This is a genomic window from Floccifex porci, assembly GCF_009696175.1.
GTDB classification, from domain to species: domain Bacteria; phylum Bacillota_I; class Bacilli_A; order Erysipelotrichales; family Erysipelotrichaceae; genus Floccifex; species Floccifex porci.
Genome location: NZ_VUMM01000002.1, coordinates 94,194 through 111,050 on the forward strand (window position 1 = coordinate 94,194; position 16,857 = coordinate 111,050).

19 protein-coding genes are annotated in these 16,857 nt (G+C 34.4%); 1 reads left to right on the plus strand and 18 read right to left on the minus strand.

The annotated features are described in order from the left end of the window. Window position 1: 1 nt before the first annotated feature. The 17 genes from FYJ50_RS01705 to FYJ50_RS01785 form a co-directional block, all read right to left on the minus strand. Window positions 2-589, minus strand: coding sequence for a class I SAM-dependent methyltransferase (locus FYJ50_RS01705; protein ID WP_154459317.1), 588 nt, complete (start codon window positions 587-589; stop codon window positions 2-4). Between the two features lie 17 nt (window positions 590-606). Continuing rightward, the gene (nagB, locus tag FYJ50_RS01710; protein WP_154459318.1) at window positions 607-1,365 is read right to left on the minus strand and encodes a glucosamine-6-phosphate deaminase; all 759 of its coding nucleotides are present in this window, start codon (window positions 1,363-1,365) and stop codon (window positions 607-609) included. Window positions 1,366-1,446: 81 nt separating this feature from the next. Next, window positions 1,447-2,175 carry a DeoR/GlpR family DNA-binding transcription regulator gene (locus FYJ50_RS01715; protein WP_154459319.1) on the minus strand — a complete coding sequence of 243 codons (729 nt, stop codon included), beginning with the start codon at window positions 2,173-2,175 and terminating at the stop codon, window positions 1,447-1,449. 32 nt (window positions 2,176-2,207) lie between these two features. After that, on the minus strand, window positions 2,208-4,082 hold the full coding sequence (gene glgB, locus FYJ50_RS01720; RefSeq protein WP_154459320.1) for a 1,4-alpha-glucan branching protein GlgB: 1,875 nt from the start codon (window positions 4,080-4,082) through the stop codon (window positions 2,208-2,210). Window positions 4,083-4,149: 67 nt separating this feature from the next. Continuing rightward, complete coding sequence (gene dusB / locus FYJ50_RS01725) at window positions 4,150-5,112, minus strand: tRNA dihydrouridine synthase DusB (RefSeq protein ID WP_154459321.1); 963 nt, start codon at window positions 5,110-5,112, stop codon at window positions 4,150-4,152. Further along, complete coding sequence (gene hslO, locus FYJ50_RS01730) at window positions 5,105-5,989, minus strand: Hsp33 family molecular chaperone HslO (RefSeq protein WP_154459322.1); 885 nt, start codon at window positions 5,987-5,989, stop codon at window positions 5,105-5,107. Before hslO ends, dusB begins: the two co-directional genes overlap by 8 nt. Window positions 5,990-6,013: 24 nt before the next feature. Further along, complete coding sequence (ftsH, locus tag FYJ50_RS01735; RefSeq protein ID WP_154459323.1) at window positions 6,014-7,969, minus strand: ATP-dependent zinc metalloprotease FtsH; 1,956 nt, start codon at window positions 7,967-7,969, stop codon at window positions 6,014-6,016. 9 nt (window positions 7,970-7,978) lie between these two features. Beyond that, window positions 7,979-8,521, minus strand: coding sequence for a hypoxanthine phosphoribosyltransferase (gene hpt / locus FYJ50_RS01740; protein ID WP_154459324.1), 543 nt, complete (start codon window positions 8,519-8,521; stop codon window positions 7,979-7,981). Window positions 8,522-8,535: 14 nt separating this feature from the next. Continuing rightward, complete coding sequence (gene tilS / locus FYJ50_RS01745; RefSeq protein WP_154459325.1) at window positions 8,536-9,717, minus strand: tRNA lysidine(34) synthetase TilS; 1,182 nt, start codon at window positions 9,715-9,717, stop codon at window positions 8,536-8,538. 50 nt (window positions 9,718-9,767) lie between these two features. Beyond that, a complete protein-coding gene (locus FYJ50_RS01750) occupies window positions 9,768-10,295 on the minus strand; it encodes a hypothetical protein (RefSeq protein WP_154459326.1) in 528 nt (175 codons plus the stop codon). 41 nt (window positions 10,296-10,336) lie between these two features. After that, window positions 10,337-11,407, minus strand: coding sequence for an MraY family glycosyltransferase (locus FYJ50_RS01755; protein WP_154459327.1), 1,071 nt, complete (start codon window positions 11,405-11,407; stop codon window positions 10,337-10,339). Next, window positions 11,404-12,327: a rod shape-determining protein gene (locus FYJ50_RS01760; protein ID WP_154459328.1), complete on the minus strand. Its 924-nt coding sequence runs from the start codon at window positions 12,325-12,327 to the stop codon at window positions 11,404-11,406. Before FYJ50_RS01760 ends, FYJ50_RS01755 begins: the two co-directional genes overlap by 4 nt. A gap of 2 nt (window positions 12,328-12,329) precedes the next feature. Then, complete coding sequence (locus FYJ50_RS01765; protein WP_154459329.1) at window positions 12,330-12,539, minus strand: DUF1146 domain-containing protein; 210 nt, start codon at window positions 12,537-12,539, stop codon at window positions 12,330-12,332. Between the two features lies 1 nt (window position 12,540). After that, entirely contained in the window at window positions 12,541-13,374 is an 834-nt protein-coding gene (gene ispE, locus FYJ50_RS01770; RefSeq protein WP_154459330.1) for a 4-(cytidine 5'-diphospho)-2-C-methyl-D-erythritol kinase, read from the minus strand. After that, window positions 13,364-13,984 carry a ribosomal RNA small subunit methyltransferase A gene (locus FYJ50_RS01775; RefSeq protein WP_154459331.1) on the minus strand — a complete coding sequence of 207 codons (621 nt, stop codon included), beginning with the start codon at window positions 13,982-13,984 and terminating at the stop codon, window positions 13,364-13,366. The genes ispE and FYJ50_RS01775 overlap by 11 nt, the downstream gene beginning before the upstream one ends. Further along, window positions 13,962-14,504 carry a ribonuclease M5 gene (rnmV, locus tag FYJ50_RS01780; RefSeq protein ID WP_154459332.1) on the minus strand — a complete coding sequence of 181 codons (543 nt, stop codon included), beginning with the start codon at window positions 14,502-14,504 and terminating at the stop codon, window positions 13,962-13,964. The genes FYJ50_RS01775 and rnmV overlap by 23 nt, the downstream gene beginning before the upstream one ends. Then, window positions 14,491-15,363, minus strand: coding sequence for a YitT family protein (locus FYJ50_RS01785; protein ID WP_154459333.1), 873 nt, complete (start codon window positions 15,361-15,363; stop codon window positions 14,491-14,493). Before FYJ50_RS01785 ends, rnmV begins: the two co-directional genes overlap by 14 nt. An 86-nt stretch (window positions 15,364-15,449) precedes the next feature. On the opposite strand from FYJ50_RS01785, the gene deoD reads away from it, so the two are divergent. Further along, a complete protein-coding gene (gene deoD / locus FYJ50_RS01790) occupies window positions 15,450-16,157 on the plus strand; it encodes a purine-nucleoside phosphorylase (RefSeq protein WP_154459334.1) in 708 nt (235 codons plus the stop codon). 24 nt (window positions 16,158-16,181) lie between these two features. Here deoD and deoC read toward each other — a convergent pair whose 3' ends face one another. Further along, window positions 16,182-16,817, minus strand: coding sequence for a deoxyribose-phosphate aldolase (gene deoC, locus FYJ50_RS01795; protein ID WP_154459335.1), 636 nt, complete (start codon window positions 16,815-16,817; stop codon window positions 16,182-16,184). Between the last annotated feature and the right edge of the window lie 40 nt (window positions 16,818-16,857).

Sequence of the window (16,857 nt, forward strand, 5' to 3'; positions counted from 1 at the left end):
TTTATTGACAATATATCTTTAAAACCCAGTATCCCTTTTCTCTGGCAATTCTTTGTACATTGCATCCCTTTTCAACAAAATGATTCATTGCACTTTGTGCTCCATGCTGCTTACGAATCACTATATAAAGATTTCCATCCAAATGTTCAATACATTGATCAAATAAAGAATACATAATCGTTTTTCCTGTACGAATCGGAGGGTTAAAAACGATACAGTCAAACAATCCGTCTTCTTCAACTAATCCATTCTGACATTTCACAGTTGCTTTACAATGATTCCTTTCAATATTCTCCTTTGATAAAGATATAGCTTTTTCATTGACATCGATCATCACAATATCACTTTTCCAGTTCTGATACAAAACCACACCAACCGGGCCAATCCCACATCCCAGATCCAGCACTCGATTCGGTTTCTTTTCTTCTTTTAGTACAGTTTCCAGTAAAATACGTGTTCCCATATCCAGTTTATCTTTGGAAAATACGCCTGTATTAGACTGTAAAACATAATTTTTGTTCATCAATTCAAAATGAATGACATTTGGTTCATCTTTTAATTTTAAATCGTTTTCAAAATATTGACTCATATTGAGATTATAACAGATTATTTATAATAATTTAAGATTTCTTCATCCAATTCACTGGCTGCCTGTTCATCAATGATAAATTCTACATTTGGATGCATTCTTAAAAAAGAAACAGGATACATTGGATCAATATGATCGTTTTCAAATAATTTCTTTAATAAAGGTGCTTTGTGTTTACCAGAACATACCACAAAATAATTTCTGGTTTTCATATGTTCTTCCATTCCTGTAGAAATTGCATATTCTGGTACACCTGTCAGACAGTCTTTAAAAGCAGATTCATTCTGTTTGCGTGTTGCTTCATCCAGTTTGACCACATGACATCTTGGAAGAAGATAAGAATTCGGTTCGTTAAAAGCAATGTGCCCATCATCCCCAATTCCTGTAATGGCAATGTCCAATCCTCCAGCATCAATAATATCCTGAGCGTACTGTTTACACATCGCATCTAAATCCTCTGCACATGCATCTGGATATCTTACGTTTTTCAGATCGATATTTACATGATCCAAAAAATGTTGATGCATAAAATAGATAAAACTATGACAATCCTCTGGTTTCAAACCTGCATATTCATCCATATCAAATGTTCTCATTTGAGAAAAGTCCACTTTTCCTTCCTGATACATTTTCACCAGTTCTTTATACATTCCAATTGGAGAATTTCCAGCTGGTAAACAAAAAACACAATCGGGTTTCTGATTCACAATAGACACCACTTTTTCAGCCATTACTTTACTGACTTCTTCATAATCTTTACATACAATAATTTTCATAGTACATTGTACCTCCTTCTTTTCTATAGCATAACACAAAATTAGCGTCATCGCTAATTTTGGATTTAAAAAAAGACGGATTTATCCGTCTATTGTCGTATCACTGATAAATTCATTGACATCTTCTACATCCATCAGATAATTTCCTGCATTTCGATTGAATTTTGAATGGTCGGCAACCACAATCACTTTGTTTGCATTCTCTATAAAAACTCTTTTAATGATTGCTTCCTGTCTTGAACTCAAAGAAATACAGTGAGAATCAATTCCATTCGGAGAAAGAAAATAAATATCTGTTTTATATTGTTCTGCCTGTTCAATAGCTTTTCGATCAAAGAAAGCGTTGTGCTCTTTATTTAATTTTCCTCCAATCAGATGAATCTCAATATTTTTTGACTTTATTAACGTAGATAATATATTGGATGCATTTGTGATTACTTTACATGGTATATCCTTTTCCATTAACGCCTGTGCAATATATTGATTGGTTGTTCCTGCATCCAGACAAATTGTCATATTCTTCTCAATTATATGATCGACTACATATCTTGCGATTTTTTCTTTTTCTTCTTTAAACAAATTGATTCGCGAAGCATAGATCGTATCTCGACAAGTTCCTTCCGTTGAAACCGCTCCTCCAATGACCCGCTTTAATACGCCAATTTTTTCCAGATACGTCAAATCATTTCGAATGGTCGCAATTGAAACATCACAGATCCTGCATAGGTCCTGTATTTTCATCACATCATTTTTCTGCAGAAGATCTCGAATTTTTTCATGTCGAAGTTTGGCTTTTTTTGAATTGTTCATAACTCACTCTCTATCTAAAAAGAAAGAAGGAACTATCCTTCTTTCTTTTGTGTTGCTTTTGGTTTTTGGTGACGAACCTCAAAGATAGTTGCTCCTAAAGCTGGAACATTAATTTCAATCATGTATGGCATATTGTGTTTTTCCAGTTTAATTGCCTGACAAGTCTGTTTCTGTTCATTAGGTATAGTTCCGCTGTAACAATGCCATTGTGTATTGATGATTTCTTTATATTTTCCTTTTCGTTCTACACCAAATTGCTGATTAGTATACGCATTGGTTGAAAAATTTAATACAACCACAAAATCTTTAGTAGATCCTCTTCTAATATAAGAGAACAGATTCTGTTTATTGTTGTCTGCATCGATCCATTTAAAACTTTCCCAACTATAATCTTTTTCAAAGAAGGCATCATTTTTTGTATACAATTTTCCCAATTCCATAAATAATTTCTCAAAACTATCATGCATTGGCATTTCTCTTAAGAACCAGTCACATGTTTTCTTTTCATCCCATTCACGCATCTGACCAATTTCATTTCCCATGAAATTTAATTTCTTTCCAGGATGCGTAAACATATATACATATAAAGCACGTGCCTGAGCAAATTTATCGTTGTAATTTCCCCACATCTTATTCACAATCGTTGCTTTTCCGTGTACAGTTTCATCATGTGAGAATGGCAAAATAAAGTTTTCAGAATAGAAATAAGCCATAGAGAAATTAATTTTATTATGGTGCCATTGACGATAAATCGGATCCATTGCCAGATATTTTAAAGTATCATTCATCCAGCCCATATCCCATTTATAATCAAATCCCAATCCTCCATCGCTTCCTAAACGAGTCACACCTGGAAAATCACTGGAATCTTCCGCAATCAACATAATGCTTCCATTATGGGCTACATTTAATAAGTGGTTCATTCTTCTTAAGAAGATACATGCCCCTTCATTTACACCACGATCCTTATTTCCTTTCCAGTAAATCGCATTGGAAATCGCATCCATTCTCAATCCGTCAAAATGGAATTCTTCTAACCAGAAATTCGCAGCAGACATTAAGAACGATCTTACTTCTTCACGCCATAAATTGAAATTTAAAGTTCCCCATTCTGAATATGCATCTTCTGCTTTATCATATTCATATAATGGAGTTCCATCATAATAACGAAGAGCATAATTATCTGTCACAAAATGAACCGGAACAAAATCCATGATAACTCCAATTCCCGCTTTATGAAGCGCATTGACAAAATGTTTTAATTTTTCAATGGTTCCATAACGAGCTGTTGGGGCAAAGTAACATGTACATTGATATCCCCAGGATCCATCAAACGGAAATTCACATAAAGGCATAAATTCGACATGAGTAAATCCATGCGATTTACAATGTTGAATTAGATTTTTTTCAATTTCATCATAATGAAGGAAATGTTCAATGATTTCTCCTTCTTTTGTTCCATCCCCTTTCATCCATGAACCCAGATTTAATTCATAGATGTTGACAGGTTTGTCAAATCCTTTTGTACGAGTGGACATCCATTTCTCATCAGACCATTTATAATGTTCCAACGAAGCAACGACGCATGCATTGTTTGGTCTTAATTCTGAACGGAAAGCATATGGATCGATTTTATCCACTGTTTCTCCACTGGCTTGTTTTACTCTGAATTTGTACAGATCTCCTTCTTTTGCATCTTTTACGGTACAAGACCAGATTCCCTGGAAATCTCTTTTCATTACATTTTTAGTATCATCCCAATTGTTGAAAGATCCCACTACTGAAATGGTCTGTGCATGAGGTGCATATACACGAAAAGTAACGCCATTTTTTTCAATGTGTGCCCCAAAATATTTATAAGCCTGAATTTCTCTTCCTTCAAAAAACGCTTTTGTATTATATTTCATAATTTCGTTCTCCTTTATATAGATTATATTAATAAAATGACTCCTTGTCTACTAAATTTAAAACCGCTTACAAAGCGGCTTTATATTCATTTAATATATTTTCCAGGTCTTGTAACGAATTCATACTGGAACACATATTTTTAAAAACATGACAATTGGGTAATCCTTTTAAATACCAGGAAGCCAATCCTCTCATCTGATGAATTGCTACTTTTTCTCCTTTATAATAAGAAAGATCTCTGGCATGCTGCATACAGATCTGAATTCGATCTTCAATCGAAAATTCATGATGCCCTCCTTCTAAAGCATCTTTACATTCCTGTATCAAAAATGGATTTCCTATAATTCCCCTTCCAATCATGACTCCATCACAGCCCGTCTGTTCTTTCATCAAAAAGAAATCTGACACACTCTTGACATCTCCATTACCAATTACCGGAATGGAAACGGCTTCTTTTACTTTTTTAATATAAGACCAGTCTGCTTTTCCCTCATACATTTGACGTCGTGTTCTTCCATGTACAGTGATACAGGAAACCCCTGCTTTTTCCAGTGCTTTTGCCATTTCAATACAATTGATATGATCTTCATCGTATCCCAAACGCATTTTTACTGTTACCGGTTTATGTACATTCTGTACAATCGCATGTATCAATTCCTGTGCATAGTCAATGTCTTTCATTAAATAACTGCCGGATTTTGCTTTAATCACTTTGTTAACCGGACATCCCATATTAAAATCAATAATGTCACAATCCGTCTGTGTATCTAAATATTTAGCTCCATAAATGACCGTTTCTAAATCATGACCAAACAATTGAAAACTCAATGGATGTTCATCTGGATTACTTACACACATCTCTATTGTTTTCTTGGACTGATAAAATAACGCTTTATCACTTACCATCTCATTACAAACCAGACCAGCTCCAAACTGTTTCGCTATTTTACGAAACGCAATATTAGATACTCCAGCTAATGGAGCAATCACAATGGGATTTTCAATGGTCACATTTCCAATTTTAAACATGTTTTTTCTCCAGGATCTGTTTTAAATCTTCCGCTGAAAAAGAATACTGTTCGTTACAGAAATTACATGTGACACTGCATCCTTTGTCAACTTCGATCATTTCTTTTAAATCTTCATCCTTTAAACAGGACAGACCCGATGCCATTCTTTCCTTTGAACAAGGGCAGGAATAATGAATTTCCTGAGTGGATAATAGATTAGGAGCATCAAAGATATCCTGTACCAGTCTTTTTAGACCAACATCTTCATAATCTAAAATTAAAGTGGACATCGGTTTTAATCCCTGAATGATATTTTCACAAATACAGATATCTTCTTCTGTGGCATCTGGCAACATTTGAAGAATCAAACCTCCTGCGCTTAATACATTCCCATTGGGATCCACCAGTACACCAACCGAAACGGCTGTTGGTGTCTGTTCCGAAACGGCAAAATAATACGCAAAATCCTCTCCAATTTCACCAGTCTGTAATTGTACCGTTCCTGAAAAATTATCCTGCATATGTAAATTTTTTGTGACCGTCAATGTTCCATTTTTTCCAACAACTGCCCCTACATTTAATTTTTTATCATTGATATGAATATCTTCCACATGAGGATTGGAACAGAATCCACATACATTTCCATTGGAATAGGCATCAACCATAATTGTTCCAATAGGTCCATGTCCATTAATAGTAATATTCAGCATTTCCTGTTCATCTTTCAACATAGAACCCATCATGCTTCCAATTGTTAAGGTTCTTCCTAAAGCAGCACAGGCACAAGGATGTAAATCAAAACGATCTCTGGCTTCTTGTACCATATCGGTTGTTTTACAAATAAAAATACGAACTCGATTTTCTAAAACCAGGGCTCTGCATAACTGATCTTTCATTTTATTCCTCCAAAAGAAAAGACGCTATGCGTCTTTTTTCTTTGTTAATTCATTCATCGCATCATCCAGATCTTTCTGATCCACTCCTGCTGGAATGGGAGGCAGTTCCTGTTCTGGTTCAACAATGACTTCTTCTACTTTCTGAACATTTGGATTCTCAATGGTCCCATAATTCATCAGATTTAGAATTTCTTCACTTGTTAATGTTTCATATTCATATAAAGATTTCGCAATCAGGTCCAGAAGCTCACGATTGTCTTCCAGAATCTGACGACACTGTTTTTTACAGCTGTCTACAATATTACGAACTTCTTTATCAATTTCTTCGGCAACACCTGCCGAATAATTTCCACCTTGTGTATAATCACGTCCTAAGAATACATTTCCCTGAGGATCCGCATATTGAATCGGTCCTAAAGTGGACATACCATAGACACGAACCATGTTTTTGGCAATTTTTGTCAATTTTTCAATATCATTGCTGGCTCCTGCACTCACCGCATCCTGACCAAAAATGATTTCTTCGGCAACACGACCCCCTAATAAACCAGTAATCTGTGCCAGGAATGCTTTTTTGGTAGGGAACATTCTTTCTTCTCGAGGCATCATCAGGTTATAACCACCTGCTTCTCCACGAGGAATGATCGTAACTTTCTGTACCGCATCCGCATCTGGAAGCTTCAGACCAATGACTGCATGTCCAGCTTCATGATAAGATACAAGCATTTTATCTTTTTCGGTATATTTTTTACTTTTCTTTGCAGGACCCATCATTACACGGTCAATGGCTTCATCTAAATCATTCATCGTAATGAAATTTTTACGATTCCGTACCGCTAAAATCGCCCCTTCATTCAATACATTGGCCAGATCTGCCCCTGAAAAACCAGGTGTACGTTTTGCCAGATTTTCCAGATTGACATCGCTTGCCAGTTTTTTATTTCGAGCATGAACACCTAAAATTTCTTTACGTCCTTTTACATCTGGTAAATTTACAGTAATCTGACGATCAAATCGTCCAGAACGCAATAATGCAGGATCTAGTACATCCGGACGGTTAGTGGCTGCAATGACAACAATTCCTGTATTATCTGTCATTCCATCCATTTCTACCAGCAGCTGGTTCAATGTCTGTTCACGTTCATCGTTTCCGCCACCCATACCGGCTCCACGCTGACGACCAACCGCATCAATTTCATCAATAAATACAATACATGGTGCATTTTTCTGTGCATTTTTGAACATATCACGCACACGAGAAGCTCCTGTACCTACAAACATTTCCACAAAATCCGAACCTGAAATTGAAAAGAATGGAACATTGGCTTCCCCGGCAACCGCTTTGGCCAATAATGTCTTTCCCGTTCCAGGAGGACCTACCATCAGGACACCTTTAGGAATATGAGCACCCATATCTGTAAAACGTTTTGGCGTTTTCAGATAATCAATAATTTCTTTCACTTCTTCTTTTTCTTCTTCGCAACCCGCAACATCTTTAAAACGGACTTTTACATCGTTTTCCATGCGAGCTCTGCTTTTGGCAAATTCAAAAGCTTTCGCATTGGAGCCTCCGCCCATTTTTGCCATCATTAAATAAAATACAACCGCAATGATCAAAAATGGAATCATCTGTGCCAGCATTGAAACCCAGACTTTATTCGCATCCGGATTGGTAACAGTAATCTGTCCACCATCTTTAGATAATGTTTCTTCCAACCATTCAATATTTTTATCCGTATTTGGAATAATTGCTTTAAACGCTGTTACTTTATCATTTGTTTTATAAGTTCCTTCTACCTGAATAATAGTAGATTCAATTGTAATCGAAGAATCTTTAAATTCTACTTTTTCAGCTTTCTTTTCAAACTGCGTAAAATTCAGATTTTCGCTGGTTGAAGAAGATGAATACATCATCAGCGAAACAATAATACAAATGATAAAAATGGTTGGTAAATAATTCAGCCACTTTTTCTTCATCATTTAACCTCCTTACTTTGTATATACACTTGGACTTAAAACACCTACATAAGGTAGATTGCGATATTTCTGATCATAATCCAGACCATATCCCACTACAAATTCATTTGGAATGGTAAATCCAACATAATCTGCTTCAATATCCACTTGTCGACCTTCTGGTTTATCCAGTAAAGCCACAATTTTAACATCTTTTGCTCCTTTATTATAGAACATCTGTTTTACAGCTTTAATTGTTTTACCTGTATCAATAATATCTTCCACAATTAAAACACATTTTCCATCACAAGTATGATCCAGATCTTTATTGATTTTTACATCTCCAACAGATTTTGTTCCTACGTAAGAACTGACTTTCATAAAATCAATTTCACAGGGAATCGTGAATCGTTTCATTAATTCTGCCATGAAAGGCACACTTCCCTTTAATAAACCAACAATCAATAATGGTTCTTCTAAATCTTTATAATTCATTTCCAGTTCAGATGCCAGTAATCTGCATCGACTGGATATTTCTTCTTCTGAAATTAATACTTTTTCAATATCTTTATTCATAACATTCTCCTAAGTTACAAAATGTATTGTATCATAAACAAATTCGAATTCACACTAAAATGTTGTACATCACAACCAATTCCAGGTACAAAAATAATCTTTTGTTTACAATTTTCAACCACAAGCCAGTTTCTTCGTTTATAATGCGGAATTTTACGATCGATAAAGAAACGATTGATATTTTTTGTACCATAGCGAAGTAAAATACTGTCTCCTTTTTCTGCATTTCGTACCACTAAAGGAAAATCTTCTTCTTTCACAAAAATTCCTTCAATGGTCTTCCCTTCTTTTTTTAATTCAAATTCTTTATATTTTTTATATTCCATCTGATTTATGATGTAATATACCTTCTCTTTTTTCTTTTCACAATACAAATGATTATGGTACCGTTCTAAAATAAAATCCTTTATATCAATACATATATCCTTTTTTAATTTATCTATCAGATCCATTAAATATCTCTTTGAAAAATGTATTTTCATCCTGTCATATAAATACTGATCCAGATACAGCCAGCTGTATTCTTTATCCAATAATTCATCCACTGTAAAAGAAATCAGAAAATCTTTAATTTGATTCCGAAATTCTTCTAACTGTTTGTTTTTTATTTCAATTTCTTTGCACACTTCTTCCTTCTGGCTTCTTGTCATATATTCGATTTTTGAATGACGGATTTTATTTCTTGTGTAATGATCGGTAAAATTGGATTCATCCAATCCATAAGAAATCTTATGATGTATACAATACTCTTCCAATTCTTTCTTTGTATATCCCAATAAAGGCCGAACGATTTCCATCCCATTTCGAATCATTGAATTTGCCAATCCATACGTATCACAGATCATCTGTCGTTGAACCTGAAAATAATACGTTTCAATTAAATCGTCCATATGATGTGCTACAAAAATCTGATGACATTTGTATTCTTTAGCTGTTTGTTCAAAAAAATCATAACGAACATCTCTTGCCCATGCCTGAAAATTCTGACTGGAAGAATAAATGGGTTTTAACAGATGAAAGGAAAGATTATGTTTTAGACAGTATTCTTTCACAATAGATTCATCACGAAAAGCACTTTCTCTTTTCTGATAATTCACATGGCATACAATAATATTATAGTTTTGTTTCTGATTCAGCATATCCAGCAAAGCCATACTGTCTGGGCCACCTGAACAAGCCACAACAATTGTTTTCATGAAGAAACTATAATAAAAATTTTTTTAAATTTCAAATTAAAAAGGACATTTTATCCAATGCCCTCATGAATTCTTTGTTTGATTGATAAATATAATGCACTATCTACTGGAATATGTGCTTTTACATCTATAATACGAGAAGAATTGATCCATTTCGCATCATTTAAATAACATGCACTGATCTTACTCATTCCTTCAATCTTACCCAGCTGCATAATGTGTTCTTTGTTGCCAGATACTTTTGTATTGGAACCAGTAATAGGAACCACAAACACCTTTCCTCTTTGTATAGATAAAATCAAACCAAAATGTAAATACCCAATTTCGTATAAATAGGAATTTCCAAAATCAATAAAACAAATATCTCCACAACGAATATTCACATTAAAATCCTGACAGGAACCCATCATTTTTCTTCTGCAGTAATTTAATTTTGAAACCATATAATCAAATATTTCGTTGTCAGATAAAGAAACCAGTAAATTGTTTTCTTCTTTTTCTGCCTGCTCTTTAAGAATTTCTAACTTCTGATTTTTTAAAACAATATTTTTATTCATCATCCATTCTTTTGGTTCCATAAAATTAGAATACCAATATAAAATGAATTAAGAATGACTTTTTAACGAAAATAGAATTTAGCTTTTATTTCATTATATTTTTTTATAATTCTTCGATACAATCCCATTAAAGGATGAAATTTTTCATTGATCATAGCTGATTTTTCAATAAATAATTCAATTCCTAATAATAAAGATAAGATTACAATAAAACCAATCACTTTATTGATCATATAAATAAAAGCACTTAATCCAAATAAAGAAGTAATCCCACACATAATAATTACGGTTTTTCCATGACCAAACTGTTTCATTAATAAGTGATGAATATGACTCTTATCCGCCTGCATAAATTTCATACCCTTTAATGTACGCCTTAAAATTGCTGATAAGGTATCAATAATAGGAAGCATCAATAAAAGCATAGGCAAAGCCAATGTGACAATGGTTGAACTCTTAAATCCCAGTAATGAAATTGCAGATATCATAAATCCTAAAAATAAAGAACCACAATCTCCCATAAATATACTGGCAGGATGGGCATTAAAAATTAAAAAACCAAATGTCGCTCCAGCCAGAATAAATGTAATGGTCACTACATCGATCCGTCTTTCCACAAGAGCCAGGCATCCAATGACAACCAGTATCACAACGCTCATTCCACCAGCCAGTCCATCCAGTCCATCCATAAGATTGACGGCATTGGTAATTCCCGCAATCCATATAACTGTAAATAAAACAGTTAAAAACGGAATATCGATAACCACTCCAAAGATACGTATTACGTCCACTGAAACTCCATAATAAATCAGCACAATGGCTGCTGCAATTTCTAATGCCAGTTTAACAATGGGCTTCATATCAATCAGATCATCGATCAGTCCCGCAAAAAACATAATGGATCCGCCAATAACGATACCTGATAAAGCTCGATCGGTTGATACAAAAAATGCCATTGTGATAAAAAAGGCCAGATATATTGCTACACCTCCAATACGACTGATTTTCCCGTGATGAACTGTTCTTTCATTTTCCAGAGCATAAGCTTTGGCATAAATCGAGTATCTTTTGATAAAAGGTGTCAATAAAGTCGATATAATCAGTGGAATCAATATAATTTTAAAATCAATCATTTTTTCCAACCCTTCATTTTATTTATAATATCGTATTGTGGACTCTGTGTGCAAATAATTGGACAATGAAGTTCATGTTTTAAATACGCTCTTAATCCAAAACAGTTTGCCAGTCCTCCACTTAAATATATACCCTGTTCCAGTATCTTTTCCTGCAGATCAAGGTTACAGGAAGAAATCATCTGCTTGGTCCATAATACAATCTGCTGTTCAATAGCTAAAAGATCTGGCCAAATATTCATAGAAGTAATATTGATTTTTTCATACTGATTGTATTTATTCATCCCAAAACAAGTTAAATTCGCATTTTTATTTATATTTAAACTTTTACTGCACGCTTCTTTTAATATACGTGCATCTTCTTTTGAAATAATACAGGAAGTCTTTTTTAATACAGTCTGAACAATGGCTTCATCCATTTGAATTCCCGCAAATGGAATTTGTTTGTACAGGATTTCTTTTCCATTCACATTGCATCCAATCAATGTATAGGAATGACCTGCATGAATATAAAAATGTATTTTTTCATTCATCAGTTGAGGAATAGAAATAAACTCAATTTTTCGAATACCTTCATTTTTTAAAGCTTTCAGCCACTTATCCTGTTCGGTTTCATTTTTATCCGGCAAACAAATCAGTAAACAGGGTTTTGAAAAAATAGACTTCTCTTTTTTTAAATTTAATCCATATTGAATTAAAGGAACAATATCTCCTTTAATTTTTCCTTCTGAAAAAGGATATTTTACTTTAATAGAAGTACTGCGATGGTATACATATTCTAAAGCATCATGCGATAAAGCAACGATTTCATTATTTTTATACGCAATCAGACTTTGAAACTGGACAAAACAATCCTTTGATTCATCATAAATTCGGATTTGATGTGATCCTGCATCCAGGGCATACCATCTTTCAAACATACTTATCCTCCAAGTCCATTATATATTGTCAAATCAAGAATTGCCTGTGTGGCCAGATAAGCCAGCACAAAAGAAATAAGAAATAGAAGTGTGATCACTTTTCCACTCTTCTGTACTTTACATATTTTTTCAAATTGAATAGATGAACAAGCATATACACTCAATATAAAACATACTAAAAATATACAGTATTTTAAAATTGAAAAGACCATATTATCCTCCAATTGTCACTATCTTTACAAAATTATACTTTTTTTCCATTTCTTTTTTCGCATGATTCATAATGTCCATATTCATCGAAAATCCCATCATAGAAGATCCCGATCCAGACATCATAACCCGATCCATTCCCAGATTCATCATTTCTTCTTCGATTGTATTCAGAATTGGTTCCATCTTTCTGGCAACCGGTTCCAGCGTATTATTGATGGATCGAATAAAGGCATCATAATCTTTATGTACAACACTTTCACAGATGGCATCTACATCTACCTGTATCGGTCTGGATTCATGCCAGTTTTTAAAGGCAACCGGAGTGGAAATCCCACAATCCGGTTTTAAGATCAGACAAGGAATTTTCCAGTCAGTATCCAGTACAGTAATTTTTTCCCCGATTCCTTTGACTCTGGCCCATTGATTCACAACACAGAAAGGAACATCGGCTCCAATCTGTTTAGCCAGGTTGATTTTTTCTTCTAAGGATATAGAAATCTTTTCCATTTCCAATATGGCTTTTAAAACAGCTGCTCCATCTGCAGATCCTCCCGCCATACCAGACATTTGAGGAATGTTTTTATGAATCACAATACGATAATGAGAATCAATTGAATAAGTTTTCTTTAATAAGTCAACCATACTGGAAACAGTATTTCTTTTGGGAATGTCTTCATTTAAACAGATGACTTCATCTTTCTCACTTTCTGATATTTCAATTTCATCATATAAAGAAATGGGAGCCATGATCATATCTAAGTCATGATATCCATTTTCAAATACTCCTACAATATCCAGTGCACAATTTACTTTTGCATAAGCTCTAACAATCATAATATTCCTTTCCACATTCATATAAACGTATAAAATCATCCAATGTACATTGTTGCCCTCGAGTGGAAGCTTCTATACCAGCTTTTTCTAAAATTGATAAAGCTATTTCTTTATTTTGAACAAAGGCTGAAAAATTGTTGTAGATGGTTTTTCTTCTTTGTGTAAAACAGGCTTTAACCATCTTAAAAAATACATCTTCGTTTTCTAAATGATATTTATGATGAAATGTAAATTGTATCACCATAGAATCCACATTTGGTTTTGGCCAGAATACATGACGAGATACATCCATTACTTTTTTTACATCACATCGATATTTCGTAATTACACTTAACGCATTGTAGTCTTTATCATTTTCTTTTGCCAGAAAACGATCATCAATTTCAAAGGCAATCACCTGATTGCTTCTCTGACATAGAAACTGCGTCAAAGCTCCTATTCCTGGACCAATTTCAAACACCAGTTCATTCGGATCTTTTATTGCCGCCTGTGCAATTTTCTCAACCACTTTTGGCTCAATGATAAAATTCTGCCCATATGTTTTCTTTGTGAAAACATTGTATTTTTCCTGTATTTCTTTTGTTTTTTTAATTGTCGCAATTGGCTGCATTGAATCGATCCTCTATTTCTTTTTTTGTTACATTCATACCATTTAATCTTTTAAAACACGTTTTCGCATTACAAGGTCCAATATGAAACCACTGACAGACCTGATTTCTTCTGAAAGAATCTCCCATCAATCCCAGATCTAAAAATTCTTCAAAAGACAAGCTTTGTATCGGACTGGAAAACGTAACACAATTCTTTAAAGACTGCCATAAATCTTCTTTACTGGCATGTTCCACTCCCACCTTTTTATCCGTTCTGGCTTTTTTCTTATCAATAAAAGCATTTTTACAACCTGGTATTCTTTCATTGATCTGTCTTCGAATATGTTCACCCGGTGTATCTGGATCGGTAAATACGATGATTCCTCTTACTTTCTGGGCCTGTTCAATTCGTTTTAATGTATTTTCATTCAAAGTATCCCCATTGGTTTCAATGGTATCACACTGAAAATAGGACTGCAGGGTATTGGTATCATTTTTCCCTTCAACAACAATGATTTCCTTTATTTTATTCTTCGTCATAGTATCCATATGTGAATCCTTCCCCATGAACTTCATTAACATTATTCACAATAATAAAAGCGGATGGATCTATTTTTTTGATATTCGATTCAAGAATGGATAAATGTTTCTGTTTGATAACACACATAATCACTGGATGGTATTCCTGAGAATAGCCTCCGATTCCATCCAATATCGTTACCCCTCTTCCCAGCTGATTAACCAGATAGTCACGCACTTCGATCCATTTATTTGAAATCACCATACAATTGATGGCTTTCTGTGTTCCCAGTAAAATCGTTCGATTGATTGCCGCACTGGAAGTAAATACCGATAGAATTCCAATTAAAGCCGGCTGCAGACCATGAATCATCAAACCTAACAGAATGGTCAATACATCCACAATGGCAACGCTGTCTCCTGAAGATAAAGGTGTGTATTTATGCAGAATCAAAGCTGGAATGTCCATTCCTCCTGTACTGGCATTGACGCGAAAACAAAGTCCCAATCCCACTCCAGAAATCAATCCTGAATAAATGGAAGCCAGATAAGGTTCCATAATAAAGGTTCCTTCTGGAAAATAATTGTATATATAAGAAAATATAGAAACACCTAAAGGGTAAACAAGAGTAGACAATAACGTTCTAAGTGCAAATCCTTTTCCTAATAAAATAGCTCCCAGAATAAACAGAGCATACGTAATAATATTGATCATTAAAACGCTGTCCATATGTATCAGTGGACTTAAAGCTACGACCACTCCAGCGACTCCTCCGGTTAAAATATCATTTGGTAAAATAAAAAAAGACACAGAAGCGGCCACCAGTAAGTTACCAATTATAATAAAAATAAAAGATATCCATTTATTCTTTTCTTTCATTGAAACACCTCCATACCAAAAAGATTATATCATTAATTTTAAATCAGTGGTATCCTAATAATAGAGTAAAGAAAGGAGATAAAAAAATGTCAACACCTCATAATCAGGCTCAAAAAGGAGAAGTCGCAAAAGTTGTTTTAATGCCTGGAGATCCATTACGTGCAAAATACATTGCGGAAAACTTTTTAGAAAATCCAGTATGTTTTAATACCATTCGAAATATGTTTGGATACACAGGATATTATAAAGGAAAGAAAGTATCGGTTATGGGTTCTGGAATGGGAATGCCAAGCATTGGCATCTATTCCTATGAATTATATTCTCAATACGATGTCGATACTATTATTCGTATTGGTTCCGCTGGAGGATACACTCCCGATTTAAAACTATTTGATGTCACTTTAATTGAAAGTGCCTATTCTCGTTCCAGTTTTGCACAAGTTCAGTCCAATGATCCAGATGATATTCAATATCCAGATGAAGAATTATGCCAGACAATAAAAGATTGTGCCAGCAATCTAAATTTATCAATCAAGCCAATCCGCATTCATTCTTCCGATGTATTCTACTGTCAGGATGATTCCTGTACAAAAGATGCGATGGATCATGGATGTCAGGCTGTTGAAATGGAAAGTTTTGCCTTATTTCACAATGCGAAAGTATTACATAAAAAAGCAGCTGCAATCTGCACAATTTCCGATTCTTTCGCATTTGAAGAAATCACAACTCCACAACAAAGAGAACAATGTTTCAATGACATGATGAAAATTGCTTTGGAAGCCAGTATCCGTTAAAAAAAGCTGCAATCTGCAGCTTTTTTACATTAAAGAAATTCCTTTTGAAGTTCCAATACGACTGGCTCCTGCTTTGATCATTTCATCCATATCTTCCGGTGTTCTTACCCCACCTGCAGCCTTGATCAAAGCTTTATCCTGTACCGCTTCCTTCATCACTTTAACCACATGAACATTGGCTCCTTCACGATTGAAACCAGTGGATGTCTTCACAAATTCCGCTTTGGCTTCTACACATAAATTACAGGCTCTTCTAATTTCATCATCAGATAATAGACACGTTTCAAGAATGACTTTTACCGTCTTATCTTCTGAAGCCTGTACAACGGCTTTAATATCTTCTAAAACCGCTTTGTCATTGCCTGCTTTTAATTCCCCAATGTTGATTACCATATCCACTTCATCGGCTCCATTTTCAATGGCTTCTTTAGTTTCAAATGCTTTAAGTGCACTGGTATTGGCTCCTAATGGAAATCCGATAACTGTACAGACCATTACATCGCTTTCTTTTAATAACTGCGCACAATAAGAAACCCAGTATGGATTCACACAGACCGATGCGAAATCATATTCCATCGCCTGCTGACATAACTCTTTGATCTGTTCTTTTGTTGCTTCTGGTTTTAATAACGTATGATCAATATATTTACTTCTTTTCATGATAGCCTCCTTATTTTTATTATACCTTTCTTCTGATACA